General features: G+C 35.4%; 19 protein-coding genes. 13 read left to right on the top strand and 6 right to left on the bottom strand.

Translation table 11 applies throughout. The features are described from left to right. The first annotated feature begins 145 nt into the window (after nt 1-145). Together atpD and ACFSQS_RS05605 are read left to right on the top strand one after the other, a co-directional pair. Nucleotides 146-1654, top strand: coding sequence for a F0F1 ATP synthase subunit beta (atpD, locus tag ACFSQS_RS05610; RefSeq protein WP_388015419.1), 1509 nt, complete (start codon nt 146-148; stop codon nt 1652-1654). 107 nt (nt 1655-1761) lie between these two features. Next, nucleotides 1762-2040 (top strand): F0F1 ATP synthase subunit epsilon, encoded by a 279-nt coding sequence (locus ACFSQS_RS05605; protein ID WP_388015416.1) that lies wholly within the window; start codon nt 1762-1764, stop codon nt 2038-2040. Nucleotides 2041-2094: 54 nt separating this feature from the next. Here ACFSQS_RS05605 and ACFSQS_RS05600 read toward each other — a convergent pair whose 3' ends face one another. From ACFSQS_RS05600 to ACFSQS_RS05590, 3 genes are all read right to left on the bottom strand, one after another. After that, complete coding sequence (locus ACFSQS_RS05600; RefSeq protein ID WP_388015413.1) at nt 2095-2535, bottom strand: LexA family protein; 441 nt, start codon at nt 2533-2535, stop codon at nt 2095-2097. Nucleotides 2536-3111: 576 nt separating this feature from the next. Further along, complete coding sequence (locus tag ACFSQS_RS05595) at nt 3112-4659, bottom strand: Rne/Rng family ribonuclease (protein ID WP_388015410.1); 1548 nt, start codon at nt 4657-4659, stop codon at nt 3112-3114. A gap of 409 nt (nt 4660-5068) precedes the next feature. After that, nucleotides 5069-5359 carry an HU family DNA-binding protein gene (locus ACFSQS_RS05590; RefSeq protein ID WP_019386001.1) on the bottom strand — a complete coding sequence of 97 codons (291 nt, stop codon included), beginning with the start codon at nt 5357-5359 and terminating at the stop codon, nt 5069-5071. Between the two features lie 136 nt (nt 5360-5495). Here ACFSQS_RS05590 and mutY point away from each other — a divergent pair, with 136 nt between their 5' ends. The 6 genes from mutY (at nt 5496) to ACFSQS_RS05560 (ending at nt 11990) form a co-directional block, all read left to right on the top strand. Continuing rightward, entirely contained in the window at nt 5496-6536 is a 1041-nt protein-coding gene (gene mutY / locus ACFSQS_RS05585) for an A/G-specific adenine glycosylase (RefSeq protein ID WP_388015405.1), read from the top strand. Nucleotides 6537-6720: 184 nt separating this feature from the next. Then, nucleotides 6721-7167, top strand: a complete 447-nt coding sequence (locus tag ACFSQS_RS05580; protein WP_388015402.1) for a single-stranded DNA-binding protein — start codon at nt 6721-6723, stop codon at nt 7165-7167. A gap of 59 nt (nt 7168-7226) precedes the next feature. Continuing rightward, nucleotides 7227-8534 (top strand): gliding motility-associated protein GldE, encoded by a 1308-nt coding sequence (locus ACFSQS_RS05575; protein WP_388015399.1) that lies wholly within the window; start codon nt 7227-7229, stop codon nt 8532-8534. Nucleotides 8535-8588: 54 nt separating this feature from the next. Continuing rightward, entirely contained in the window at nt 8589-9164 is a 576-nt protein-coding gene (gldD, locus tag ACFSQS_RS05570; protein ID WP_449267408.1) for a gliding motility lipoprotein GldD, read from the top strand. Between the two features lie 249 nt (nt 9165-9413). Next, entirely contained in the window at nt 9414-10361 is a 948-nt protein-coding gene (locus ACFSQS_RS05565; RefSeq protein WP_388015393.1) for a helix-turn-helix domain-containing protein, read from the top strand. Nucleotides 10362-10670: 309 nt separating this feature from the next. After that, nucleotides 10671-11990 (top strand): outer membrane protein assembly factor BamB family protein, encoded by a 1320-nt coding sequence (locus ACFSQS_RS05560; protein ID WP_388015390.1) that lies wholly within the window; start codon nt 10671-10673, stop codon nt 11988-11990. A 122-nt stretch (nt 11991-12112) separates the two neighbouring features. Here the strand turns inward: ACFSQS_RS05560 and ACFSQS_RS05555 are convergent, their stop codons facing one another. The 3 genes from ACFSQS_RS05555 to ACFSQS_RS05545 all read right to left on the bottom strand — a co-directional run bounded on the left by ACFSQS_RS05555 (nt 12113) and on the right by ACFSQS_RS05545 (nt 16274). Then, nucleotides 12113-12607: a heavy-metal-associated domain-containing protein gene (locus tag ACFSQS_RS05555; protein ID WP_388015387.1), complete on the bottom strand. Its 495-nt coding sequence runs from the start codon at nt 12605-12607 to the stop codon at nt 12113-12115. Between the two features lie 279 nt (nt 12608-12886). Next, nucleotides 12887-14956, bottom strand: a complete 2070-nt coding sequence (locus ACFSQS_RS05550; RefSeq protein ID WP_388015384.1) for a M16 family metallopeptidase — start codon at nt 14954-14956, stop codon at nt 12887-12889. 1 nt (nt 14957) lies between these two features. Beyond that, on the bottom strand, nt 14958-16274 hold the full coding sequence (locus tag ACFSQS_RS05545) for a M16 family metallopeptidase (RefSeq protein ID WP_388015381.1): 1317 nt from the start codon (nt 16272-16274) through the stop codon (nt 14958-14960). 163 nt (nt 16275-16437) lie between these two features. On the opposite strand from ACFSQS_RS05545, the gene ACFSQS_RS05540 reads away from it, so the two are divergent. From ACFSQS_RS05540 to ACFSQS_RS05520, 5 genes are all read left to right on the top strand, one after another. Continuing rightward, nucleotides 16438-16890 (top strand): DUF4199 domain-containing protein, encoded by a 453-nt coding sequence (locus tag ACFSQS_RS05540; protein ID WP_388015378.1) that lies wholly within the window; start codon nt 16438-16440, stop codon nt 16888-16890. A gap of 310 nt (nt 16891-17200) precedes the next feature. Then, nucleotides 17201-18202 (top strand): ABC transporter substrate-binding protein, encoded by a 1002-nt coding sequence (locus tag ACFSQS_RS05535; protein WP_388015376.1) that lies wholly within the window; start codon nt 17201-17203, stop codon nt 18200-18202. Nucleotides 18203-18295: 93 nt separating this feature from the next. Then, the gene (locus tag ACFSQS_RS05530; RefSeq protein WP_388015373.1) at nt 18296-19330 is read left to right on the top strand and encodes a FecCD family ABC transporter permease; all 1035 of its coding nucleotides are present in this window, start codon (nt 18296-18298) and stop codon (nt 19328-19330) included. Further along, nucleotides 19327-20091, top strand: coding sequence for an ABC transporter ATP-binding protein (locus tag ACFSQS_RS05525; RefSeq protein WP_388015370.1), 765 nt, complete (start codon nt 19327-19329; stop codon nt 20089-20091). Before ACFSQS_RS05530 ends, ACFSQS_RS05525 begins: the two co-directional genes overlap by 4 nt. Before the next feature lie 8 nt (nt 20092-20099). Continuing rightward, nucleotides 20100-20780, top strand: a complete 681-nt coding sequence (locus tag ACFSQS_RS05520) for a class I SAM-dependent methyltransferase (protein WP_153267847.1) — start codon at nt 20100-20102, stop codon at nt 20778-20780. Nucleotides 20781-20785 lie beyond the last annotated feature (5 nt).

Here is a 20785-nt window from a genome sequence, read left to right as displayed (position 1 = left end):
AAAACACCTTCTGCACGAAGGTGTTTTTTTATTCCAAAAAACCTAAAAAAACAACTTTCATTTTAAATTAAAAAATATATCTTTGCACGCGAAAACTTTAAGTGTTTTCATAGAATTAAAACGCATAATATTAAACACATAAGTAATGTCTAAAGTTACAGGTAAAGTTGCACAAATAGTAGGTCCGGTTATCGATGTAGAATTCGGTACTGATGCTGAACTTCCAAAAATTTATGATTCATTAGAAATTAACAGGCCCGATGGTTCTACATTAGTACTAGAGGTACAGTCTCACATTGGTGAAGATACTGTACGAACTATTGCTATGGATTCCTCTGATGGTTTAAGCAGAGGAACAGAGGTTACCGCTACAGGTGCCCCTATCCAAATGCCTATTGGAGACGATGTTTACGGACGCTTATTTAATGTTATTGGAGATGCTATTGATGGATTGGGCGATTTACCTAAAGCAGGAGAAGCAGGTTTGCCAATTCACAGACAAGCACCTAAATTCGAAGATTTATCAACCTCTACCGAGGTTTTATTTACAGGCATTAAAGTTATCGATTTAATTGAACCTTATGCAAAAGGCGGTAAAATTGGTTTATTTGGCGGTGCCGGTGTTGGTAAAACCGTATTAATTCAAGAGTTGATCAACAACATTGCAAAAGGACACGGTGGTCTTTCGGTATTCGCAGGAGTTGGCGAAAGAACTCGTGAAGGAAACGATTTACTTCGTGAAATGCTAGAGTCCGGAATTATCCGTTACGGTGATGATTTTATGCATTCTATGGAAGACGGCGGATGGGATTTATCCAAAGTAGATAAAACAGCAATGAAAGACTCTAAAGCAACTTTCGTATTCGGACAAATGAACGAACCTCCCGGAGCACGTGCTCGTGTGGCACTTTCGGGTTTAACCATAGCCGAATATTTCCGTGATGGAGCTGGTGAAGGCCAAGGAAAAGACGTACTTTTCTTCGTAGATAACATTTTCCGATTTACACAAGCCGGTTCAGAGGTATCTGCTTTATTAGGACGTATGCCTTCTGCCGTAGGTTACCAACCTACGTTAGCAACCGAGATGGGTGCCATGCAAGAGCGTATTACATCAACCAAAAGAGGCTCTATTACATCGGTACAAGCAGTTTACGTACCAGCAGATGATTTAACAGATCCTGCACCTGCAACTACCTTTGCCCACTTAGATGCTACAACAGTACTTTCAAGAAAAATTGCTGAGTTAGGTATTTACCCTGCGGTAGACCCGTTAGATTCTACATCAAGGATTTTAACTGCCGATATTTTAGGAAACGAGCATTACGCTTGTGCGCAACGTGTAAAAGAGTTATTACAACGCTATAAAGAATTACAAGATATTATTGCCATTTTGGGTATGGAAGAATTATCTGAAGAAGATAAAATGGCTGTTGGTAGGGCCAGACGTGTACAGCGTTTCCTTTCGCAACCTTTCCACGTAGCAGAACAATTTACCGGTATCCCTGGTGTTTTGGTAGATATTAAAGAAACCATTAAAGGTTTTAACATGATTATGGACGGTGAACTAGACCACTTACCAGAAGCAGCCTTTAACCTTAAAGGAACCATTGAAGAAGCTATTGAAGCTGGAGAAAAAATGCTTGCCGAGGCCTAAGCCGAGACAAGTGCTGAATTTATTTTCAGCCATCTCTCTAAAATTGAAGCGCAAATAAACATTAAAAAGACCCTGAAATAATTTAGGGTAGTTAAACAAGTTTAACTATGTATTTAGAAATTGTATCGCCAGAGGCCACATTATTTAGCGGAGAAGTAACAAGTATTGCTGTACCTGGTGTAAATGGTGAGTTTGAAATGCTTAAAGACCACGCTCCTATTGTATCGCTTTTAAAAGCTGGTTATGTTAAAATTTATGGAGACATTGCTTTAGACGAAGAGGTAAAGGATAAATTTACAAAAGGAAAAGATAAAGGCACTTGGTTGGCAATTGGCTCGGGCACTTTAGAACTTAACGATAATAAGGTAATTGTCTTGGCAGACTAATTACAACAATACTATTTATAAAAAAAGCTTCAGAAATTCTGAAGCTTTTTTTGTTTATACCTTTTTAATCACATTGGTAACAATGCCCCAAATTACAAAATCGTTGTCTTCAGTAATTTTTATAATTGGGTAATTAGGGTTTTCGGGCTCTAACCATACACCTTCTGTATTTACCTTTAAGCGCTTTACGGTAAATTCGCCATCAAGAAAACATACGGCAATCTTGTTGTGCGCGGGCTCTAAACTTCTATCTATTACCAAAAGATCGTTATCGTCTAAGCCTGCGCCTATCATAGATTGCCCGCTTACTCGTGCAAAAAAGGTGGCTTCTTTGTTTTTTATAAGCTCTCGATCTAACGATAAGCGCTGCTCTTTAAAATCTTCAGCAGGCGAAGGAAAACCAGCAGAGATACCCGAATCAAAAAAATGTGCCCCGCAATTATTATGTGCTTGCGGACGAAAAAAAATTAAGCTGTTAGATTTGTGTAATAGCATTTGGTTCGTGGTTTTGGTTTTTTATATATAATAACACAATGCTTTACTGGCAATTGCACTACTTAGGTCTTTTTTATATTATAGCAAATATAAGAAACTTGAAGGTATGATTTATAAATGTAATTGCTGCTAAATTGGTTAAATTGCAATTGTTAAAAGTTGCATTAAAACAGAGTGTTTTATAAAATTTTAAGTGCGGGTGCTGGAGTAAGCAAACATTGTAGTTTAAACGGGTTTTGGCAGATATACACGTTAGGGGTTGATGCGGCATACTTTTTAAAAGAAAAAAGGTTTTTGTTTTAAAATATTTGGAAACAAATAAATTGCCGCAATAGATCATCAGCCGCAATTATGCTTTAAAAAGACATAACCCTTCTATTGCGTTAGGGATAAACTTCAAGCCCTACCAGCTACCCTAAGCGACTTGTATGAAAGGAACCCGAACTAAGCCGAAGGAAAAAGCTAATGCCCAAATAAAAAGCGGGCGATGGATTGTGGTTTAATGCAGCTTAAAGCCTTACCGGTTGTGTGAAACCAAAAAACGCCTAACTAAACTAATAGCAAGGCGTTTATAGGTTATTTAATTTTATTACCATCTTTATCGAAAAAGTGGTATTCTAGGTATGTGTAAGCATCTCTTGGTAAAATTTTAACCCATTTTTTGTGCTCCAAAAACCATTTTGAGCGCACTGATGGAAAGCCTTTTGTTAAAAAGGCTGCTATAAAAGGATGTGTGTTTAAAGTCAGCTTTTTATAGTCTTTTTTTAATAGTTTTTCTAAATCTTGTGTTATGGTTTGCACTAAGCCTATTGGGGCTTCGACCTCTTTTCCGTTAATGACCACGTCTGGATTCTCCTCGCGGGTTTTAATGTTCATTTCCGGTCTAACACGCTGTCTTGTTATTTGTATCAATCCAAATTTACTAGGTGGCAATATTTTGTGTTTTGCCCTGTCGTCCTTCATTTCGTCTCGAAGGTGATTAAACAGTTTTTGTCGGTTTTCGGATTTTGTTAGGTCTATAAAATCGACTACTATAATGCCTCCCATATCGCGTAACCGGAGTTGGCGCGCCAATTCGGTGGCTGCGATTAAGTTGACTTCTAGTGCTGTATCTTCTTGACTGTTGGCTTTGTTAGAGCGATTGCCGCTGTTTACGTCTATAACGTGTAGGGCTTCGGTATGTTCTATTACCAAATAGGCGCCTTTTGCCATAGAAACGGTTTTGCCAAAGGAGGTTTTTATTTGTCTTTCTATCCCGAATTTTTCAAAAATGGGGATTTTAGACTGATACAATTTTACTATTGATTCTTTTTTTGGTGCTATTTCTTGCACGTAATCTTTAATTTGGTAATAAAGCTCTTCGTCATCTACAGTAATTCCTGTAAAGGTGTCGTTGAAAATGTCTCGCAAAATAGACGAGGCCTTGTTCATTTCTCCTAATACTTTACTGGGATGATGGGCTTTATGTAGCTTTTTACACATTGCCGTCCATCGACTAAGCAAGTTTTGTAAGTCTTTATCTAGTTCAGCTACTTTTTTGCCTTGTGCTACCGTACGTACTATAATGCCAAAACCTTGTGGGGTAATGCTTTTAACCAATCGTTTTAATCGGTCTTTTTCGGCTTTGTCTTCTATTTTTTGTGAAATAGAGATGCGATTGGAAAAAGGGACCAAAACAATATATCTACCGGCAATAGAAAGCTCTGAGCTTATTCTAGGGCCTTTGGTTGATATGGGCTCTTTTACTATTTGTACTAATAGCGATTGATTTGATTTTAAGACATCGGCGATTTTGCCGTCTTTATCAATATCTTTTTCGAATGGGAAATTTTTTAAAGAAAAATCGTTTAGTTTACCTGTGCTTACACGTTTTGTGAACTTTAAAAGCGAAGGGAGTTTTGGGCCTAAATCGTGGTAATGCAAAAACGCATCTTTTTCGTAGCCTACATTTACAAATGCGGCATTTAAGCCAGGAACGGCTTTTCGGATTTTGGCTATAAACACATCACCAACCGAGAAGGCGTTACTATCTTCGTCTTTCTGTAATTCAATAAGTTTTCCATCTTTTAATAAGGCAAAATCAACGTTGTCGGAACTAGATCGAATAATCAATTCTTTATCCATTTAGTTAATTTTTATCCGTCGCTTAAAATGAGCGACAGATGGATTATACAATATTTTTTAATCTGACAATGAGTCTTGTTTTTTAATTATCAGATTGCATACCTTAATACCAATCTTGCTAAATTCAAGATTAGTTTTAAATAAGGTATTTCACAGGATTTTAAATCTGTGGAGCTCAAATAAAACACTTGTTAAACTTTGGTTTTAATGAACTCATTTCAAAGAACTTGTTGTTTTAAAACCGAAAAAAGTAGCTAAACTAACTACTTTTCTGGTTTATTTTTTCTTTTTGTGACGGTTAGCGCGTCTACGTTTTTTACGTTTGTGCGTTGCTACCTTATGTCTTTTACGTTTTTTACCACTTGGCATAAATAGTGTTTTTTAAATTAATAATTCGTTTAGCGCTCTTTTATTTTACGTCAACATTTGTTTTAACGCCTTCAACAAATACTTTTGCCGGCTTAAATGCTGGTATATTGTGAGCAGGTATTTTTATGGTTGTGTTTTTTGATATATTTCTTCCTGTTTTTTCGGCTCTTGTTTTAATTATAAAGCTACCAAAACCTCTTAGATAAACATTATCGCCACTTTCTAGAGATGTTTTTACTTCTTCCATAAATGTTTCAACAGTTGCTTGAACGTCTCCTTTTTCTATTCCTAATTTCTCAGAAATTTTTGCTACTAAATCAGCCTTCGTCATTTTAATATATTTTTTTGTTACTATTATAAATTAAAGGGATGCAAATATAGGAATTTAATATTCAATATTTCAAACCTAATTCATTAAAATTTAAGATTATAAAGGTTTATTTTTGTTTGCTCTATTTAATTGATTAATGATATTTACCAAAACCCTAACCCGCTGGTACTCAGAAAACAAAAGGGCGCTTCCTTGGCGAAAAACCAAAAACCCCTACTATATATGGCTGTCTGAAATTATTTTACAGCAAACCCAAGTTAAGCAGGGTTTGCCCTATTACGATGCATTTGTTGCCAAATATCCAACGGTTTTTGATTTGGCGAAGGCTCCTGAAAGCGATGTACTAAAACTATGGCAAGGACTTGGGTATTACTCTAGGGCCAGAAATTTACATGCTAGCGCAAAACATATAGTTTATAAGTTAAACGGCACATTTCCAAACAACTACAAAGCACTGTTAAAACTAAAAGGTGTTGGCGATTATACCGCTAGTGCCGTGGCCTCTATTTGTTTTAACGAGGTTGCGGCAGTGGTAGATGGTAATGTTTACAGGGTATTGTCCAGATATTTTGGTATAGATACCCCCATAAACTCATCAAAAGGCACTAAAGCGTTTAAGGCCTTGGCGCAAGAATTAATTGATAAAAAAAACCCTGCAGATTTTAACCAGGCCATTATGGAGTTTGGTGCGGTGCAATGCAGGCCCAAAAGCCCTAATTGCGCTGTTTGCCCATTAAAAAATGGGTGCGTGGCGTTTAATAAAAACACAATAGCGGAATTGCCCGTTAAAATTAAATCCGCGAAAGCGAAAAAAAAGCACTATAATTTTTTGGTGTTTATCTCAAAAGACCAAAAAACCCTATTGGAAAAACGCAAAGGCAAAGGGATTTGGCAAAATTTGTACCAATTTCCGTTAATTGAAACCAATAACGCACAGAGCTTAAATGCGCTAAAAAAGCTTTTAAAAACATACGAGATTTTAAAAGATACAGATTTTGAATTGGTGCCATATAATAAGGATGCCATTATCCATAAATTATCCCACCAGCACCTACACACTAAATTCTGGATTGTTTATGTTAATACCCTAAATGCTAACGGTGTTTCTTTTGATAAGGTACACGATTTTCCGGTACCTGCTTTAATTGGTAGTTTTATTGAAGACTTTAATTTCTAAAGCAATACTGCATATTCGGGTTTTTTGCTTAAAAAGCTATTATCAATTCCAATATCTACAGCGAAGGAAGCTAAAAATAACGAAGGTTTTTATCGCTCTATTTTAAACAGTCATAATTTTTTATTAATTTTAAGTTTATCAAAATGCAAAAGAGTAATTTTGCAACATAAAATTTAACAAGATTATGTCGGGTACATTAAATAAAGTAATGCTTATTGGGCATTTGGGCGATGAAGTAAAAATGCATTATTTTGAAGGTGGCGGCTGCATTGGCCGTTTTCCCTTGGCCACAAACGAGACCTACACGAGCAAACAAACCAACGAGCGCATTACCAATACCGAATGGCACAACATTGTGGTACGCAACAAAGGTGCCGAAATTTGCGAAAAATATTTAAGCAAAGGCGATAAAGTGTATATTGAAGGCCGATTAAAAACCAGAAAATGGCAAGACGACAAAGGTGCCGATCGCTATTCTACAGAGGTGCACTGTACAGATTTTACGTTTTTAAGCACTAAAAAAGAAGGCGAGCCCCAAGCGGCCAACAAACCGGTAGCCCAAAACCAAGCTGCAAAACCAACTGAAGCAACAAAGCCTGTTGAAGAAGAAAATGATGACCTTCCGTTTTAATGCAACGAGTACATTTATAGTTTTCTGCGAAATCCTATGTTTAACCAATACCACTACCATTGGATCCTGATCCCGCGAGTTTTATAGCATTAGTTTTAACAATTGATTTTTCGGTTGTTAGCGGTTATGCCCTGTTATTTTTGCTTTTAATTTGTTCTGGCCTTATTTCTGGCGCCGAAGTTGCTTTGTTCTCCCTAACAAGAACAGATATTAATGAAGGCTTAGAACAAAATTCCAAACGCATACAAATTATAGCAAAACTTTTAGAACGCCCTAAAAAATTACTGGCCACCATTTTGGTGTCTAACAATTTTATAAACATTGCTATCGTTATTTTATTCGCTTATTTGGGCGGCAATATGTTTGATTCGATTGCATCGCCTTTACTTAAATTTACTTTAGAAGTTATTATAGTAACTTTTCTTATTTTACTATTTGGCGAAATATTACCTAAAATCTACGCCAACAGAAACAAGCTAAAATTTGTAACGTTTATGGCGTATCCGCTGCGTATTTTAGATGTGCTTTTAACCCCTATAAGCATGCCCATGCGCGGCATTACATTAGCCATCCATAAAAAACTGGGCAAGCAAAAATCCAATTTAAGCATCAATCAACTGTCTCAGGCCCTAGAGCTTACCAGCGAAGACGATACCACCAAAGAAGAACAAAAAATATTGCAAGGCATTGTCTCGTTTGGCAATACAGACACCAAACAGGTTATGCGCCCCAGAATAGATATTTTTGCACTTAATATCGAGCAAAATTATGCCGAAATTATGCCCGAAATCATTGCCAACGGCTATTCCAGAATCCCGGTTTACAGAGATAATATAGACAGTATTGAAGGGGTGCTGTACGTAAAAGACTTACTGCCCTATATAGACAGGGAACAGTTTGATTGGACCACTTTGTTACGCGATCCCTTTTTTGTTCCGGAAAACAAAAAACTAGATGATTTAATGGCAGAATTTCAAGAGAAAAAAGTGCATTTAGCTGTTGTGGTCGATGAATATGGTGGCACTTCCGGATTGATTTCTTTAGAAGATATTATTGAAGAAATTGTTGGCGACATTAGCGATGAGTTTGACGACGAAGACCTAATGTACTCTAAACTAGACGACAACAACTATGTATTTGAAGGCAAAACCGCTTTAAAAGATTTTTATAAGATTATAAAAATTGAAGACGATACTGCTTTTGAAGACCATAAAGGCGAAGCTGAAACCATAGCGGGTTTTGTTCTGGAAATATCTAAAAGCTTCCCGAAGTTAAACAGTAAAATAAATTTCGAAAATTACGTTTTCACTATAGAAGCTATGGACAAAAAACGAATTAAATTGGTTAAGTTTACCATTAAACAATAAGTACTAACAGCGATTTAAAACGTGATGATTTTGAAAACGTATTACACTTACCTTATTAAAATTTGTTTACTGCCATTGGTTTTCGCACTAGTGGCATGCGGCGAAAATTATGTACCAAAACCAAAGGCGTATTTAAGACTAGACTACCCAAAGGCCAATTACACAACATCCAACCTTGATGTTCCCTTCACTTTCGAAACCAACCTACTAGCATCAAAAATAAAACTGAAACCCGTTAAAGCGCCAACAAATAGCTATGGCATAAACTTAGAGTACCCAACAATTAAAGGCACTATTTTTTTAACCTACAAAGCTATTGATGGCAATAAAAAAAACCTTATAGATTTTTTACGAGACGCACAGAACTTTACCCAAAAACACAATATTAAAGCCGATGCCATTGTAGAAACCGTTTACGAAAACCCAAATAAAAAAACCTACGGCATGTTTTACGAAGTTGCCGGAAATGCGGCTTCGCAAGCACAGTTTTACATTACAGATAGCATTAACCACTTCTTAACTGGCTCGTTATATTTTAAAACCAAACCCAATTACGATTCTATTCTCCCAGCCGCCCATTATCTACAAAAAGACATTAAGCATATTATGGAGACGGTAAGGTGGCGCTAATTAATTTTACTAGCACGAATTGCCCTTAAGCGGTGTAAAGTTGTATATTTAGAAAAGATAACCAAAAATTTAATGACTCTTAATATATATAACACCCTTATACTGACGGGCATTATACAAGGTTTTATATTTTCTATTGTTGTTTTTACTTCAAAAAAATACAGACATAGGTGTATTTATTACCTCATAGCCCTTATTCTGTGTTTCACATTTAGCAACCTTCAGTATTTTTTGTCCGATTCCAATATCATGTCCTCACAAGATATGTACAGTTATGTGTTTTTTCCTTGGGCCTCTTTATTACCGGTACTTATCTATTTTTATGTGGTTACTTTTTTACAGCCTGTCAAGAAAACAGCAACTCGCCAAAAGTGGCTGTACTCTCCTTTTTTACTCTTTCTGCTTTTAACGTTTATTTATAGGGCAGGTGTAATTACAAATGTTAAAAACGAGGGATTTTATTTGTTTTTTGGCTATATACTAAGCATCCAAGAGTTGGTAGGGCTTTTACTCACTATTGGCATTTTAATCCATTTGGTTTTCAAGCTTAGAGCTTTAAAAAAAAATCAAAACCGACTAGACTTAAATACCATTTACGGCGATATTAATTGGCTCGCTATTACATTGTTAATATTTGCAATCTTAACAATTTTATGGATGGCACTTGCCATCAGAAATATATTTTTCATAAATTATAATACTTCTTTTTATGCGCTTTGGATAGGTATTTCTGCTACCATATATTGGCTTGGTCATATTGGTATTTATAAGTTTAAAATATCTGAACAACGTAAAACCATAAGACGGAATACAGAAAAAATTTCTATAGCAGTTCCTTCAAAATCTGAAAAAAATGAATACATCCAAAAGCTGGAAGATCTTTTTCTAAAGGATAAAATATACTTAAACCCCAACTTAACACTACAGCGAATTGCCAATACATTTAATATAAGCACCAGCCATTTGTCCAGAATTATAAATACAGAATTGGGTATGGGCTTTACCGAATACCTAAACACGTTTAGGGTAGAAGAAGCAAAAAAACTATTAAACACCCCAGATTTTTTTAATTATACCATTATAGCCATAGGGTTGGAAGCGGGATTTAACTCCAAATCGGCATTTTTTAATGTGTTTAAAAAAATAACCGGGAAAACACCACACGAATATAGAAAGGTACATCTGAAAGAAAATTAGGATTTATTAACCCGTGGTGAATTTTAACATATTGAAATTATTTTCATTCAAAACACATAACAAGTAATTTATTATAACAAATTTTCAACTAGAGCTTAGTAAATTGTTTTGAATAAAACCCAACCCTAAACCTCCAAGAGCGGGACAAAGAGATGCGTTAAAAAAGCAAACCCACACTTTTAATGATTCCTAATTTTTGATATTCCCATAAATCAGGACTGCATCCCGAGTTTTCAGTCTTAGATTTGGTAAGCAACTCCCTTTCTTCTGTATTAACAATAGCGCATTGTTTAATTAAAAAAGCTAAAAATGAAAACATTAAAAATTTTAATTATCATGGGCGCACTATGTTTTTTTGCCTGTGATAAAACCGAAACCCTATCAGAAATTGATTCAGATTTCAACATCGATATTTATGTGGTTACCGAAAATGGTTTATCGGCTCTAAAGGACTCGCGCGTAGCCAATCAAGATTTTAGAATAGTAAACGATATTGAAGCCTTCGATAATTTTAATGTAGGCCCTAACTCCGAAGGCACCGTAACACCTGTTACGTATTATGGTGGTCATGAGTCGGGAACTAGAGATTTTGAACTTTACTTTGCTGGTGGCGATGGGCACATACACAAATACCACAAACGTATAAACGAACCTATGGAGAGCCTTTGGGCTTATGATACTGGTGCTCCACTAACCGCCACAGTTACCGCTTTTACGTATCATTTTAACCATACCTATGGAAGTGCAAATTCTGGTGAAAACAGACAAGAAGATTTTGTATATGCGGGCAATACCGCAGGCAAATTTGTAAGCTTACATGGCAACGGAGATGAATATTGGAGCTACACGCTTGAAAATAATGCACCCATACACAGTAGCGCCGTACATGTGGACGGCCATGGCTTAGTGGTTTTTGGTGCCGACGATGGTTATGTTTACGCCCTTAATGCCTATGCTGGAGATTTATGGTGGAGGTTCGATACCGGAGGTGCGGTAAGAAGTAGCCCTGTGAACATTACTGTAAGGGTAGGGAATTTTGATGAGGCATCAGGAAAAATCATTATAGGAAATGATATAGGAAAACTTTATGCGTTAGACATTCCTAAAAAGGAAGTGATATGGGAATTTGATGCAGGAAGTGCTTTTAAGAGTTCACCTTACACATGGGACAATAAAGATCTTTATGTGGGCTGTAACAATGCTAAGATGTATAAGTTAAATGCAGAAACAGGTAGTGTAATCTGGGAATTTCAAGCTGGTGGTGCTATTGAAAGCTCTCCAGTTTACAATACTTCTACTGGTACAGCATCAGAGAACGGAATATACTTTGGTAGTGATGATGGAATTTTGTACTGTATTGATAGCAACGATGGGGCTTTAATTTGGAAAACCAATCTTAATGCTGGCCCTATAAAAAGTTCGCCTACCGTAGAATCTTATTATGATATAGTTTATGTGAATACGCCTCTAGGGGTATTTGGGTTAAACGCCGAAACAGGCGAGATACAATCTGAATACCCTGTGCCTGCCGATGGTTTTGCTAAAAGCTCTCCTGTAGTAATATCGTATGACGACTATGATGATTACTATTTTAGTTTTAAAATTCCATCTATTTCACCAATTTATTAATAAAAACATACAAACACCATAAAACCGTTTAAAAACACGTTAAGAAGAATTTTTTATGCAAAAAAACTGTCAGTTCCGAAGTTTCGGGACTGACAGGTCTAAAATTCAATATTAAAAAAGAGTTATGCTTTTTTAGCGCAACACGCCTTTTTACAATCGGCGGCACAGGCTTTTTTCTCGGCATCGGTTTTGTTGGCGCAACAGGCTTTGGCGCAATCTGCATCACAGGCTTTATTAGCAGAAAAGCCTTCAACGGTTTTCATGTCGCTAACCTTATAAATATCTGCAACTTTGGTTACGGTTTCTTCAAGCGATGTTGGGGTAACCTTAGCGTCGTTGTATTCAACCATGGCTAGTTTTCTGTCAAAATCTACTTTAGCCGATTTTACGCCTTCCATTTTCGCTATTTTTTTCTCGATGGTCTTTGCGCATCCAATTTCACAGGTCATGCCATCAATAGTAAATTCCGCTTTAGCGTAAGTTGCATTTGGGTCTAGTGTTTTAACGGTTTCCGAGGTTGCATCAACCGTTTTAACCTCAGCTTTGGTTTCGTTTTTACAGCTAAAAGCAAAAAGTGTAATTACTGCTATTGCAATGATGTTTTTTAAAGTTTTCATTTGGGTGTATTTTAAATTAGTAAATGTATTTGTTAACGATTTAAAACATTTTATTTGTTAAATATTTTAATGCCATTTATAATTACAAAACTACTAAATTAAGCGGCTTGTTACATGAAAAAACAAATATATCTTTTTACTTGCTTATACCAAATTACAAATAGAAGCTAAGATAAATGTATAATACTGTTTTAACAATAACTTGTGGATGCGCTTTTATATTGATAAAAAAACCGAAGCGTTTAAGCTTCGGTTTATATAATTTTTGGCTAATGTGCGCTAATTAAAATCCACATCGCTAACGCCTTGGTTTACTTTAATTTCTTTTATTGCGAAATCTATTTTTCTTGGCCCCATGGTTTGCCCCATTTTAAAGGGGAATTTTACTCCAGAAACCGTTTGGTATTCAGAATAAAATATGGAGCTTGCTCCCGCCGGTGTAGTTTGTTCGTCTTTAATTTTAAGCCCTGTTTCTAAGCTGTAATAAGAACTCAGTTCGTTAGAGACTTTAATTTTATAGGCGTTTTCGCCATCTATTTTTTCTATTTTTTCTAGGGTAACATCTTGGTTTAAGTAATTAACCTCTGGAAAAGGAGAGCTTGTTGCCAAGGTTTTTTTCAACTCATCATCTGTCATGTCTTTACGTTGGCCTCTCATTACCATATAACCGGTTTCTCCATTAAAAACTTGTTTCATCATGCTTTGCCCCATGGCAGAGATTTCTTGGGAGAATTGCTTTTTAGAAGTTTTCTTCATTTCTAAATTCATCATTACACCAGGTTGCAATTCGGCTTCTGCATTAATTAGTACAGAATTTATTTTATCCAAATTTTCTCTGCCACCAATTGCCGCAATGTATGCGTTAAGTACTTTGTTTGCGGTTATGTCTGCGGGTAGTGGTATTTGGTAAGTTGGCTTTTCAACTTTATTGGCATAAGCGTCGAAATAAGCAATTGGAATACCTGTTTTCTCTAGGTTTTCTATTACTTCGCTTCCTTTACCCACAACAAGTACTCTTGCGTTTTCAGACTTAATATACTTATTGGCAACACGCTTTACATCTTCTGCTGTTACGTTGTTTATTTTCTTTAAATATGTTGAGTAAAAATCTTCTGGCAAATTATTGAGCTTAATGTTTAAAGCAAAATTAGCTATGGTTTGCGGTCTTTCTAAACTCATTATAAAGTTACCAACGTATTTAGCTTTAGCATCTTTAAGCGTTTGAGGGTTTACGGGTTCGTTTTTTATTCTGTTAATTTCTTTTAAGGCTTCAACCACAGCACTGTCTGTAACCATGTTTCTTACCTTGGCAGTAGCGCTAAAGCGGCCAGCACCGTAGCGGTTGGCACTTAACCTTGAATACGCTCCGTAGGTGTAGCCATGCTCTTCCCTAAGGTTTTTAAACAGGTAGCCTTCGCCTCCACCGCCCAAGATATTGTTGGCTATTAAAGCGCTGTGATAATCGGGGTCGCTCATTTTTAAATCGGCATTGTTTGTAATGTAAATACTGGATTGGGTTGCGTTTGGAAAATCTACAAAATTAATTTGTGTATTATCCAGATTGGCATTTACCACTGGCAAATCTACTTGTGCTTCTTTGGTTTTTTGCCAAGGGCTAAAATGCTTTTTAATTTGTTTTTTTATGGATTTAAATTTTACATCGCCAATAACTACTAAATAAGCATTATTGGGGTTGAAGTGTTTGTTGTAAAAGCCAACAGCATCATTGTAAGTTACATTATTAACGGTTTCTTTTGTTGTAAATTCACCATACGGGTGATTGGTGCCGTAAGATAAAGCATTGCCTACACGAGTGGTTATGGCATCAATATCTTTTTCGTTTGCTTTTAAATTTTCTAAAAGTTTTGCTTTTTCTTTATCAAACTCTTCTTGAGAGAATAGCGGATTTATTGCCGCATCTGCCATTAGCTCTAAAATACGGTTTGAGTATTTTGATAATGTACTTGCAAAACCACCGCTTACGCCCAGACTAAGCCTAGCGCCCAAGAAGTCTATCTCTTCGTTAAATTTGTCTTTAGGGATTGTAGTTGTACCGTTGTCCATCATGCTACTAATTAAGCTTTCTATACCAGCTTTATCTCCAGATACAATGGGTTTGTTGTTTATACGCAGCGAATAAGAAACCCTAGGTAATTTATGGTTTTCTACCACAAGCACTTTAAGCCCGTTTTTTAATTTAAACTCTTGTGGAGTTTCTAGGGTAATCTTTGGAGCTGGTCCGGCTTCGGGCAGTTTAGATCTGTCTATTTGCGAATTAAGACTAATGCTTATAAAAAACATTAGGATTAAAGCAGCTATTTTAGTTGTTGTTTTATATGTTGTTTTCATCTTACTGATCGTCTTTTTTTGGTAAATATTCTAATTCTAATCGTTGGTTTGGGCTCAAGTATTTTTTTGCCACGGCTTGAATCTCTTCTCTAGTAATAGATCTGTAAATATCAATTTCTTTGTTAATTAAATTAACGTCGCCATAAAGCAAATAATAGGTTGCTAAAGAACTGGCTATACCTGCAATACTGGAATTTGAGTTTACAAATTGATTTTCGAATTGATTGATAAGCTTTTGGTGATCGCGTTCTGAAATTAACTCGTTTTGCATTTTTGCTATTTCTTCGTCCATTTCAGATAGTAAAGTTTCAAGAGTCGTTTCGCCCAAAGGCAATGCAAATAGAGCAAATATATTATAGTCCATTTGCCCTAGGTTAACAGCTTGAACCTGTAACGCTTGCTTTTGTCTATCTACCAATTTTTTGTACAGCACAGAGCTTTTTCCGCCGCTTAGATAAGAAGATATCATATCTAAAACATAAGCATCTCGCGTACCAAAACCTGGTGTTCTGTAACAGGCTAAAATGGCCGGAATCTGGATGTTCTTGTCGTAGGCCTTTGCTTTTATGGTTTCGGTAATAGGGGCTTCTTCAGGAAAATCCCTAACAACTTCTGGGCCTCTTTTAATTTCATTAAAGTAATCGCCAACCAATTTCTTGGTTTTTTCTACATCAATATCTCCAGCAACAATTAAAACAGCATTGTTTGGGCCGTAATACTTTTTAAAATAAGCATTAAATTCCTCTAAAGTTGCAGCATCCAAATGCTCTATATAGCCAATATTTGGATCTTTGTAAGGGTGGACTTTAAATAAATTAGAGCCTATGGCTTCTAAAATCCCTCCGTATGGTGAGTCGTAACGTTGGCGTTTTTCTTCTTTTACAACCTCGTTTTGGGTATCTACACCCACTTGATCGATAACCGGATGCAGCATACGCTCGGACTCCAACCAAAGGCCTAATTCTAGTTTATTAGACGGAAAAATCTCGTAATAATAGGTTCTGTCTTGAGAGGTGTTGGCGTTAAAGGTGCCGCCGTTTGCAGGAATAATTTTCATAAATTCGCCACGGTCAATATTTTTGGTGCCTTCAAATAAAAGATGCTCAAAAAAGTGAGCGAATCCTGTACGAGATCTATCGCCATCTTTTCCTCCAACATTATACATTACAGATGTTATTACAACAGGAGCCGTATTGTCTTGATGAAGAATGACATGTAATCCATTGTCTAAATCAAACTCTTCAAATTTCACTTCTTGGGCAAAAACAGTAATTCCTGTTAAAACTATTGATGCCAGTAAGCACAGTCTTTTTTTCATTTTGTTTTAAATTAAAAATTAATTAAGGTATAAGTATGTGGTTTTTGTAAAATGTTACAGCCTATAAAAGTAATAAACCCTTACTCTTATACCAAGCAATTAAGAAATTATTGTATATATGGATATTTTTCACGAAATTGAAACTATTATAACATTTACGTTAATGAAAACAATATCGCTTTCTGTTCGATTTGGCCTTGTAACAAGTGCCGTACTAGTTGCTTATTTTTTAATTTTGGCGATGTTTGATAAACAAAGTAATCCCTTTTTTAGTTTTTTTAACGCTGTTATTACTTTTTTTGGCATATTTGAAGCCATTAGGCTACAAAAGCTAAAAGATCCTAAATCGTTTTCTTATGGCGAAGGCTTCAAAACAGGTATCGTTACCGGTTTTTCTGCAACGGCATTCTTTTCTGTGTTCTTCTTGTTTTATGCCACCGAAATCAATCCCGATTTTTTATCTAATTTACTGGATACCATTAATGGTGTTTTTAAGGTAGATATAGGCATAATTACTTTTATTGTTGCTATAATGGGAATTGCAACAACTGTGGTTTCTACGCTTACAGTAATGCAACTTTTTAAAAACACCGGAAACAATATCCAAAAGCAATAAAACCTATTCTTTTTTTTCAAATCTTCGCAAGATAAATTTTATTAATTGCTATGCATAATCTAACAAAAGAAGCGGTTAAAGGTTTATATTAAAAGAAAAAATAGAATTCTCAAGGAAAATTATAAAAAAGCACCGACCATACGTAAATTGTTTTCTATATTTGCACTTAAAAAAATTTTTGAACAATGAGTATTACGAATTTGTAAAAAAATATTATTAATTTGGGTGTAACCCATATATTTTTTACCGCTTTGGTATTACGAATTCGTCAAATAATATTATGAATTTATTTAAAATAAACTAAAAAATAATGCTTAGAAATTTATTAATGACACCAAAAAGAATATTGGTAGCTCTAGTTTGCTTAACAATAATAACGTCTTGTAAACAAGAAAATTCTAAAAACACCAAAGTTTCGATTGAAAATAATAATGCCAGTACATCTTACAGCTACACATTCGATAATGGCACTACCAAGGCTGAGGTTACAGTTAGCAAAACGCCAGAGCGCGCAGTTATTTTTTCTCAATTTTTAACAGAAATGTTATTGGCCTTAGGCTTAGAAGACAATATAATTTTAGGTACTTCTGAAGGTGAAATACACGAAAGTTTAAGAGCAGCTTACGATAAAATACCTAATAAAATGCAAGGGCATCACAGCATGATCTCTAAAGAAGCCTTTTTATTACTTAATCCCGATTTTGTTTCTGGCTGGAGCGATGCCATTAAGCCACAAACTACTGGTGATGCTCAAGAACTGTTACAAAATAACATTTATCCTTATGTTTTAAATTCTATTAAAAGTAATGCAACGCTAGAAACGGTATACAGCGACTTTATAGAACTTGGCAAAATTTTTAATGTAGAAGACCAGGCAAATACTCTTGTAAAAGAATTGAAAGATAAATTAGCAGAAGCAAAAACCAGCTTTAAAACCGCTCCAGAAAACAAAAAGGTTAAAGCCGTTGTTATGGGAACCCTTGATAATGGAGCTTATGTTGCAAGTGCTTTAGTGAGTAATTTAATTGAAGAAGCGAATGGCGTAAATATATACAAAGAGCTCACTAATAACTACGAAATGGTGTCTTATGAAAGTATTGTAGAAAAAGACCCCGACATCATTTTTGTATATGTAACCGCCGATGGGGTTTCTGGTGAAGATAAAATTAACTTTTTAAAAAATCATCCTGCTTTAAAAAACGTAAGCGCAATAAAAAACAACAACATACACGCGTTGCTTCTTGCCAATGTGGCGCCAGGTATTAGAAATATTGATGTGATAATTAAAATGAATGAATTGTTTTATAAATAATTTACCCCACTACCCTTAATTAGTGTTTTAGTTTTTTGAAGTCCATTTGGGTTTCTGTTTCCACTCTTTATTTGAAAAACAAGGTTTAAATTAATGAAATATTATATTATTACATTTTCTCTTATACTCTGTGTGCTATTTGTTTTATCTATTGGTGCTTTTGCAACCAATATAAGTCCTTTAATGGCATATAAGATAAGTGTCAATAAAATTTTTGCTTCAGAAATTTTTCATCCAGAATGGAAACCCCTTATCGAGACGATAATATGGGAAATTAGAATTCCAAGAGCCTTACTTGCTATTATCTGTGGAGCTGGTTTATCTGTTTGTGGTGTGCTTATGCAAAGTGTTACTAAAAACCCGATAGCCGACCCGTATATTTTAGGTTTAGCGTCTGGGGCTTCTACGGGAGCCGTTTTTATTATCATAATAGGTGGTGCATCGGTAGGTATTGCCTCGGTTACAGGTGGCGCATTTTTAGGAACCATCGTTTGTAGTATTTTAATTTTTGTAATTGGCACACAATATGGCAAAAGTTCTTCTACAACCCGACTCATTTTAAGCGGACTTGCCATTTCAACAATTTTTTCGGCATTAACCGATTTGTTAATTTCTATGGCAGAAAATTCTAATCAAGTTAAATCGGCTTTATTTTGGAGTATGGGAAGTCTTGGTGGTGCGACTTGGAGCGTTTTATTACTTCCTTTAATTGCCCTTCTAATTGCACTAATTTTATCTGTGGGTATTTCAAAATCTTTAGACTTATTACTTTTTGGAGACGACAATGCCATTATGTTGGGCATGAATGTTAATGTGATTAAATCTATAGTAGTTATTCTTACTTCACTACTTACCTCGGTTTTAGTGACCGTTACAGGTGCTATTGGTTTTGTGGGGTTGGTTGTGCCACATTTAACCCGATTGGTTTGTGGAAATAATCATAAAAAACTCCTGATACTATCTAGTATTATAGGCGCAATTTTTTTACTGTGCTGCGATCTTTTTGCAAAAAATATTATTTACCCAAAAGATCTTCCTATCGGTATTATCACGTCGCTAATAGGAGGCCCTTTCTTTTTATGGATGTTAACACGTTCTAACTATTCTTTTAAAAAAAGTAAATCATGAAACTAAGTATAGAAAATCTAAGCTTTAAAACTGCCAATACTAATATTCTAAGTGATATTAGTTTAGATGTGGAAGCAAATTCTTTCATTGGTGTTTTAGGTCCAAACGGAGCAGGAAAGTCTACGCTTCTAAAATGTATTTACGGTGTAAACACACCAGATAAAGGCAGTGTTTTTTTCGAAAACAAAAATCTGCTGACTATGCCAAGAAAAGAACGCGCTAGAAAAATTGCAGTATTAGCTCAAGAAAGTGGTAGTCAATTCGATTTTTCGGTAGAGCAAGTTGTACAAATGGGCAGATATCCTCATAAAAAAACCCTAGAAAACTACTCTAAAGCAGACAAGAAAATTGTTGATGAAACTTTAGAAAAACTCAATTTAACATCATACAGAAATAGGTTCTTTAACACACTCTCGGGAGGCGAAAAACAGCGTGTACTTATTGCCCGTGTTTTAGCACAAGAAGCCGACTTTATAATTTTAGACGAACCTACAAACCATTTGGATATTGGGCACCAAATAGGCATTATGAATATTGTAAAGAACTTAGGGGTTACTGTTTTAGCTGCCATTCACGATATTAATATTGCCGCTTTATACTGCGACAACCTTGTTGTTTTAAAACAAGGACAAATTGTAACATCGGGTACCACGAACCATGTTATTAACAAAACTACAATAAAAGACACGTTTAATATAGATGTAGATGTTTACCAACACAAAACTTGTGGTAAAAATCATATCGCTTATAATTTAAATTAAACCGAAAAATGAAAACATTCACAACATGGACTAAAGAGGGGGCTGCACTTGAGCAAGAGATGGAGGACAGCCACCTTAACCAGTGGCAACAAACCATTAGCGAATATCTACCAGAAGATTTTAAAGACTATGCAGTCTTAGATTTTGGCTGTAGTCAAGGGGCTTTTTTAAAACACCTTTACAAAAAGTACCCATTTAAAAATGCTGTTGGTATAGATTTATCTGTAGAGGCTATTAAAACCGCTAATCAGAGAAAAGAAAATTTACCTGTAAGCTACTATACAACTGAAGAATTTGCAAACAAAACGCCTCAAAAATTTGATGTCGTAGTAAGTAATTCTGTCTTATTTTTTATTGAAGATTTAGAGGCTCATGCACAACAAATTTTTAATTATTTAAACGAGAATGGTGTCTATTACTTCACTTTTACTGACTTTAGTAAACTGTCTAACCTCAATCGCTTTATCGAAAAAATAGACCAGTGGGCAAACACGCCATTAGTGTTGCACACCTTAGACGATATTGTTAAAGTTTTCAATAAAAACGGTTTTGAAGTTCAGCTAAAGCAATTTGAAGCCAATAATTTTATCACTTTTAATAGTAAAGACGATTTGTATGCCAATGCTTACGAAAGGCTTACTATGCTTAAACATAAATACTTATTTAGATTAACTAAAACCAATTTTTAATTAAA

Origin of the sequence: Gelatiniphilus marinus, assembly GCF_042684345.1 — a bacterium.
GTDB classification, from domain to species: domain Bacteria; phylum Bacteroidota; class Bacteroidia; order Flavobacteriales; family Flavobacteriaceae; genus Gelatiniphilus; species Gelatiniphilus marinus.
This window is presented reverse-complemented; position numbering and strand designations above follow the sequence as displayed.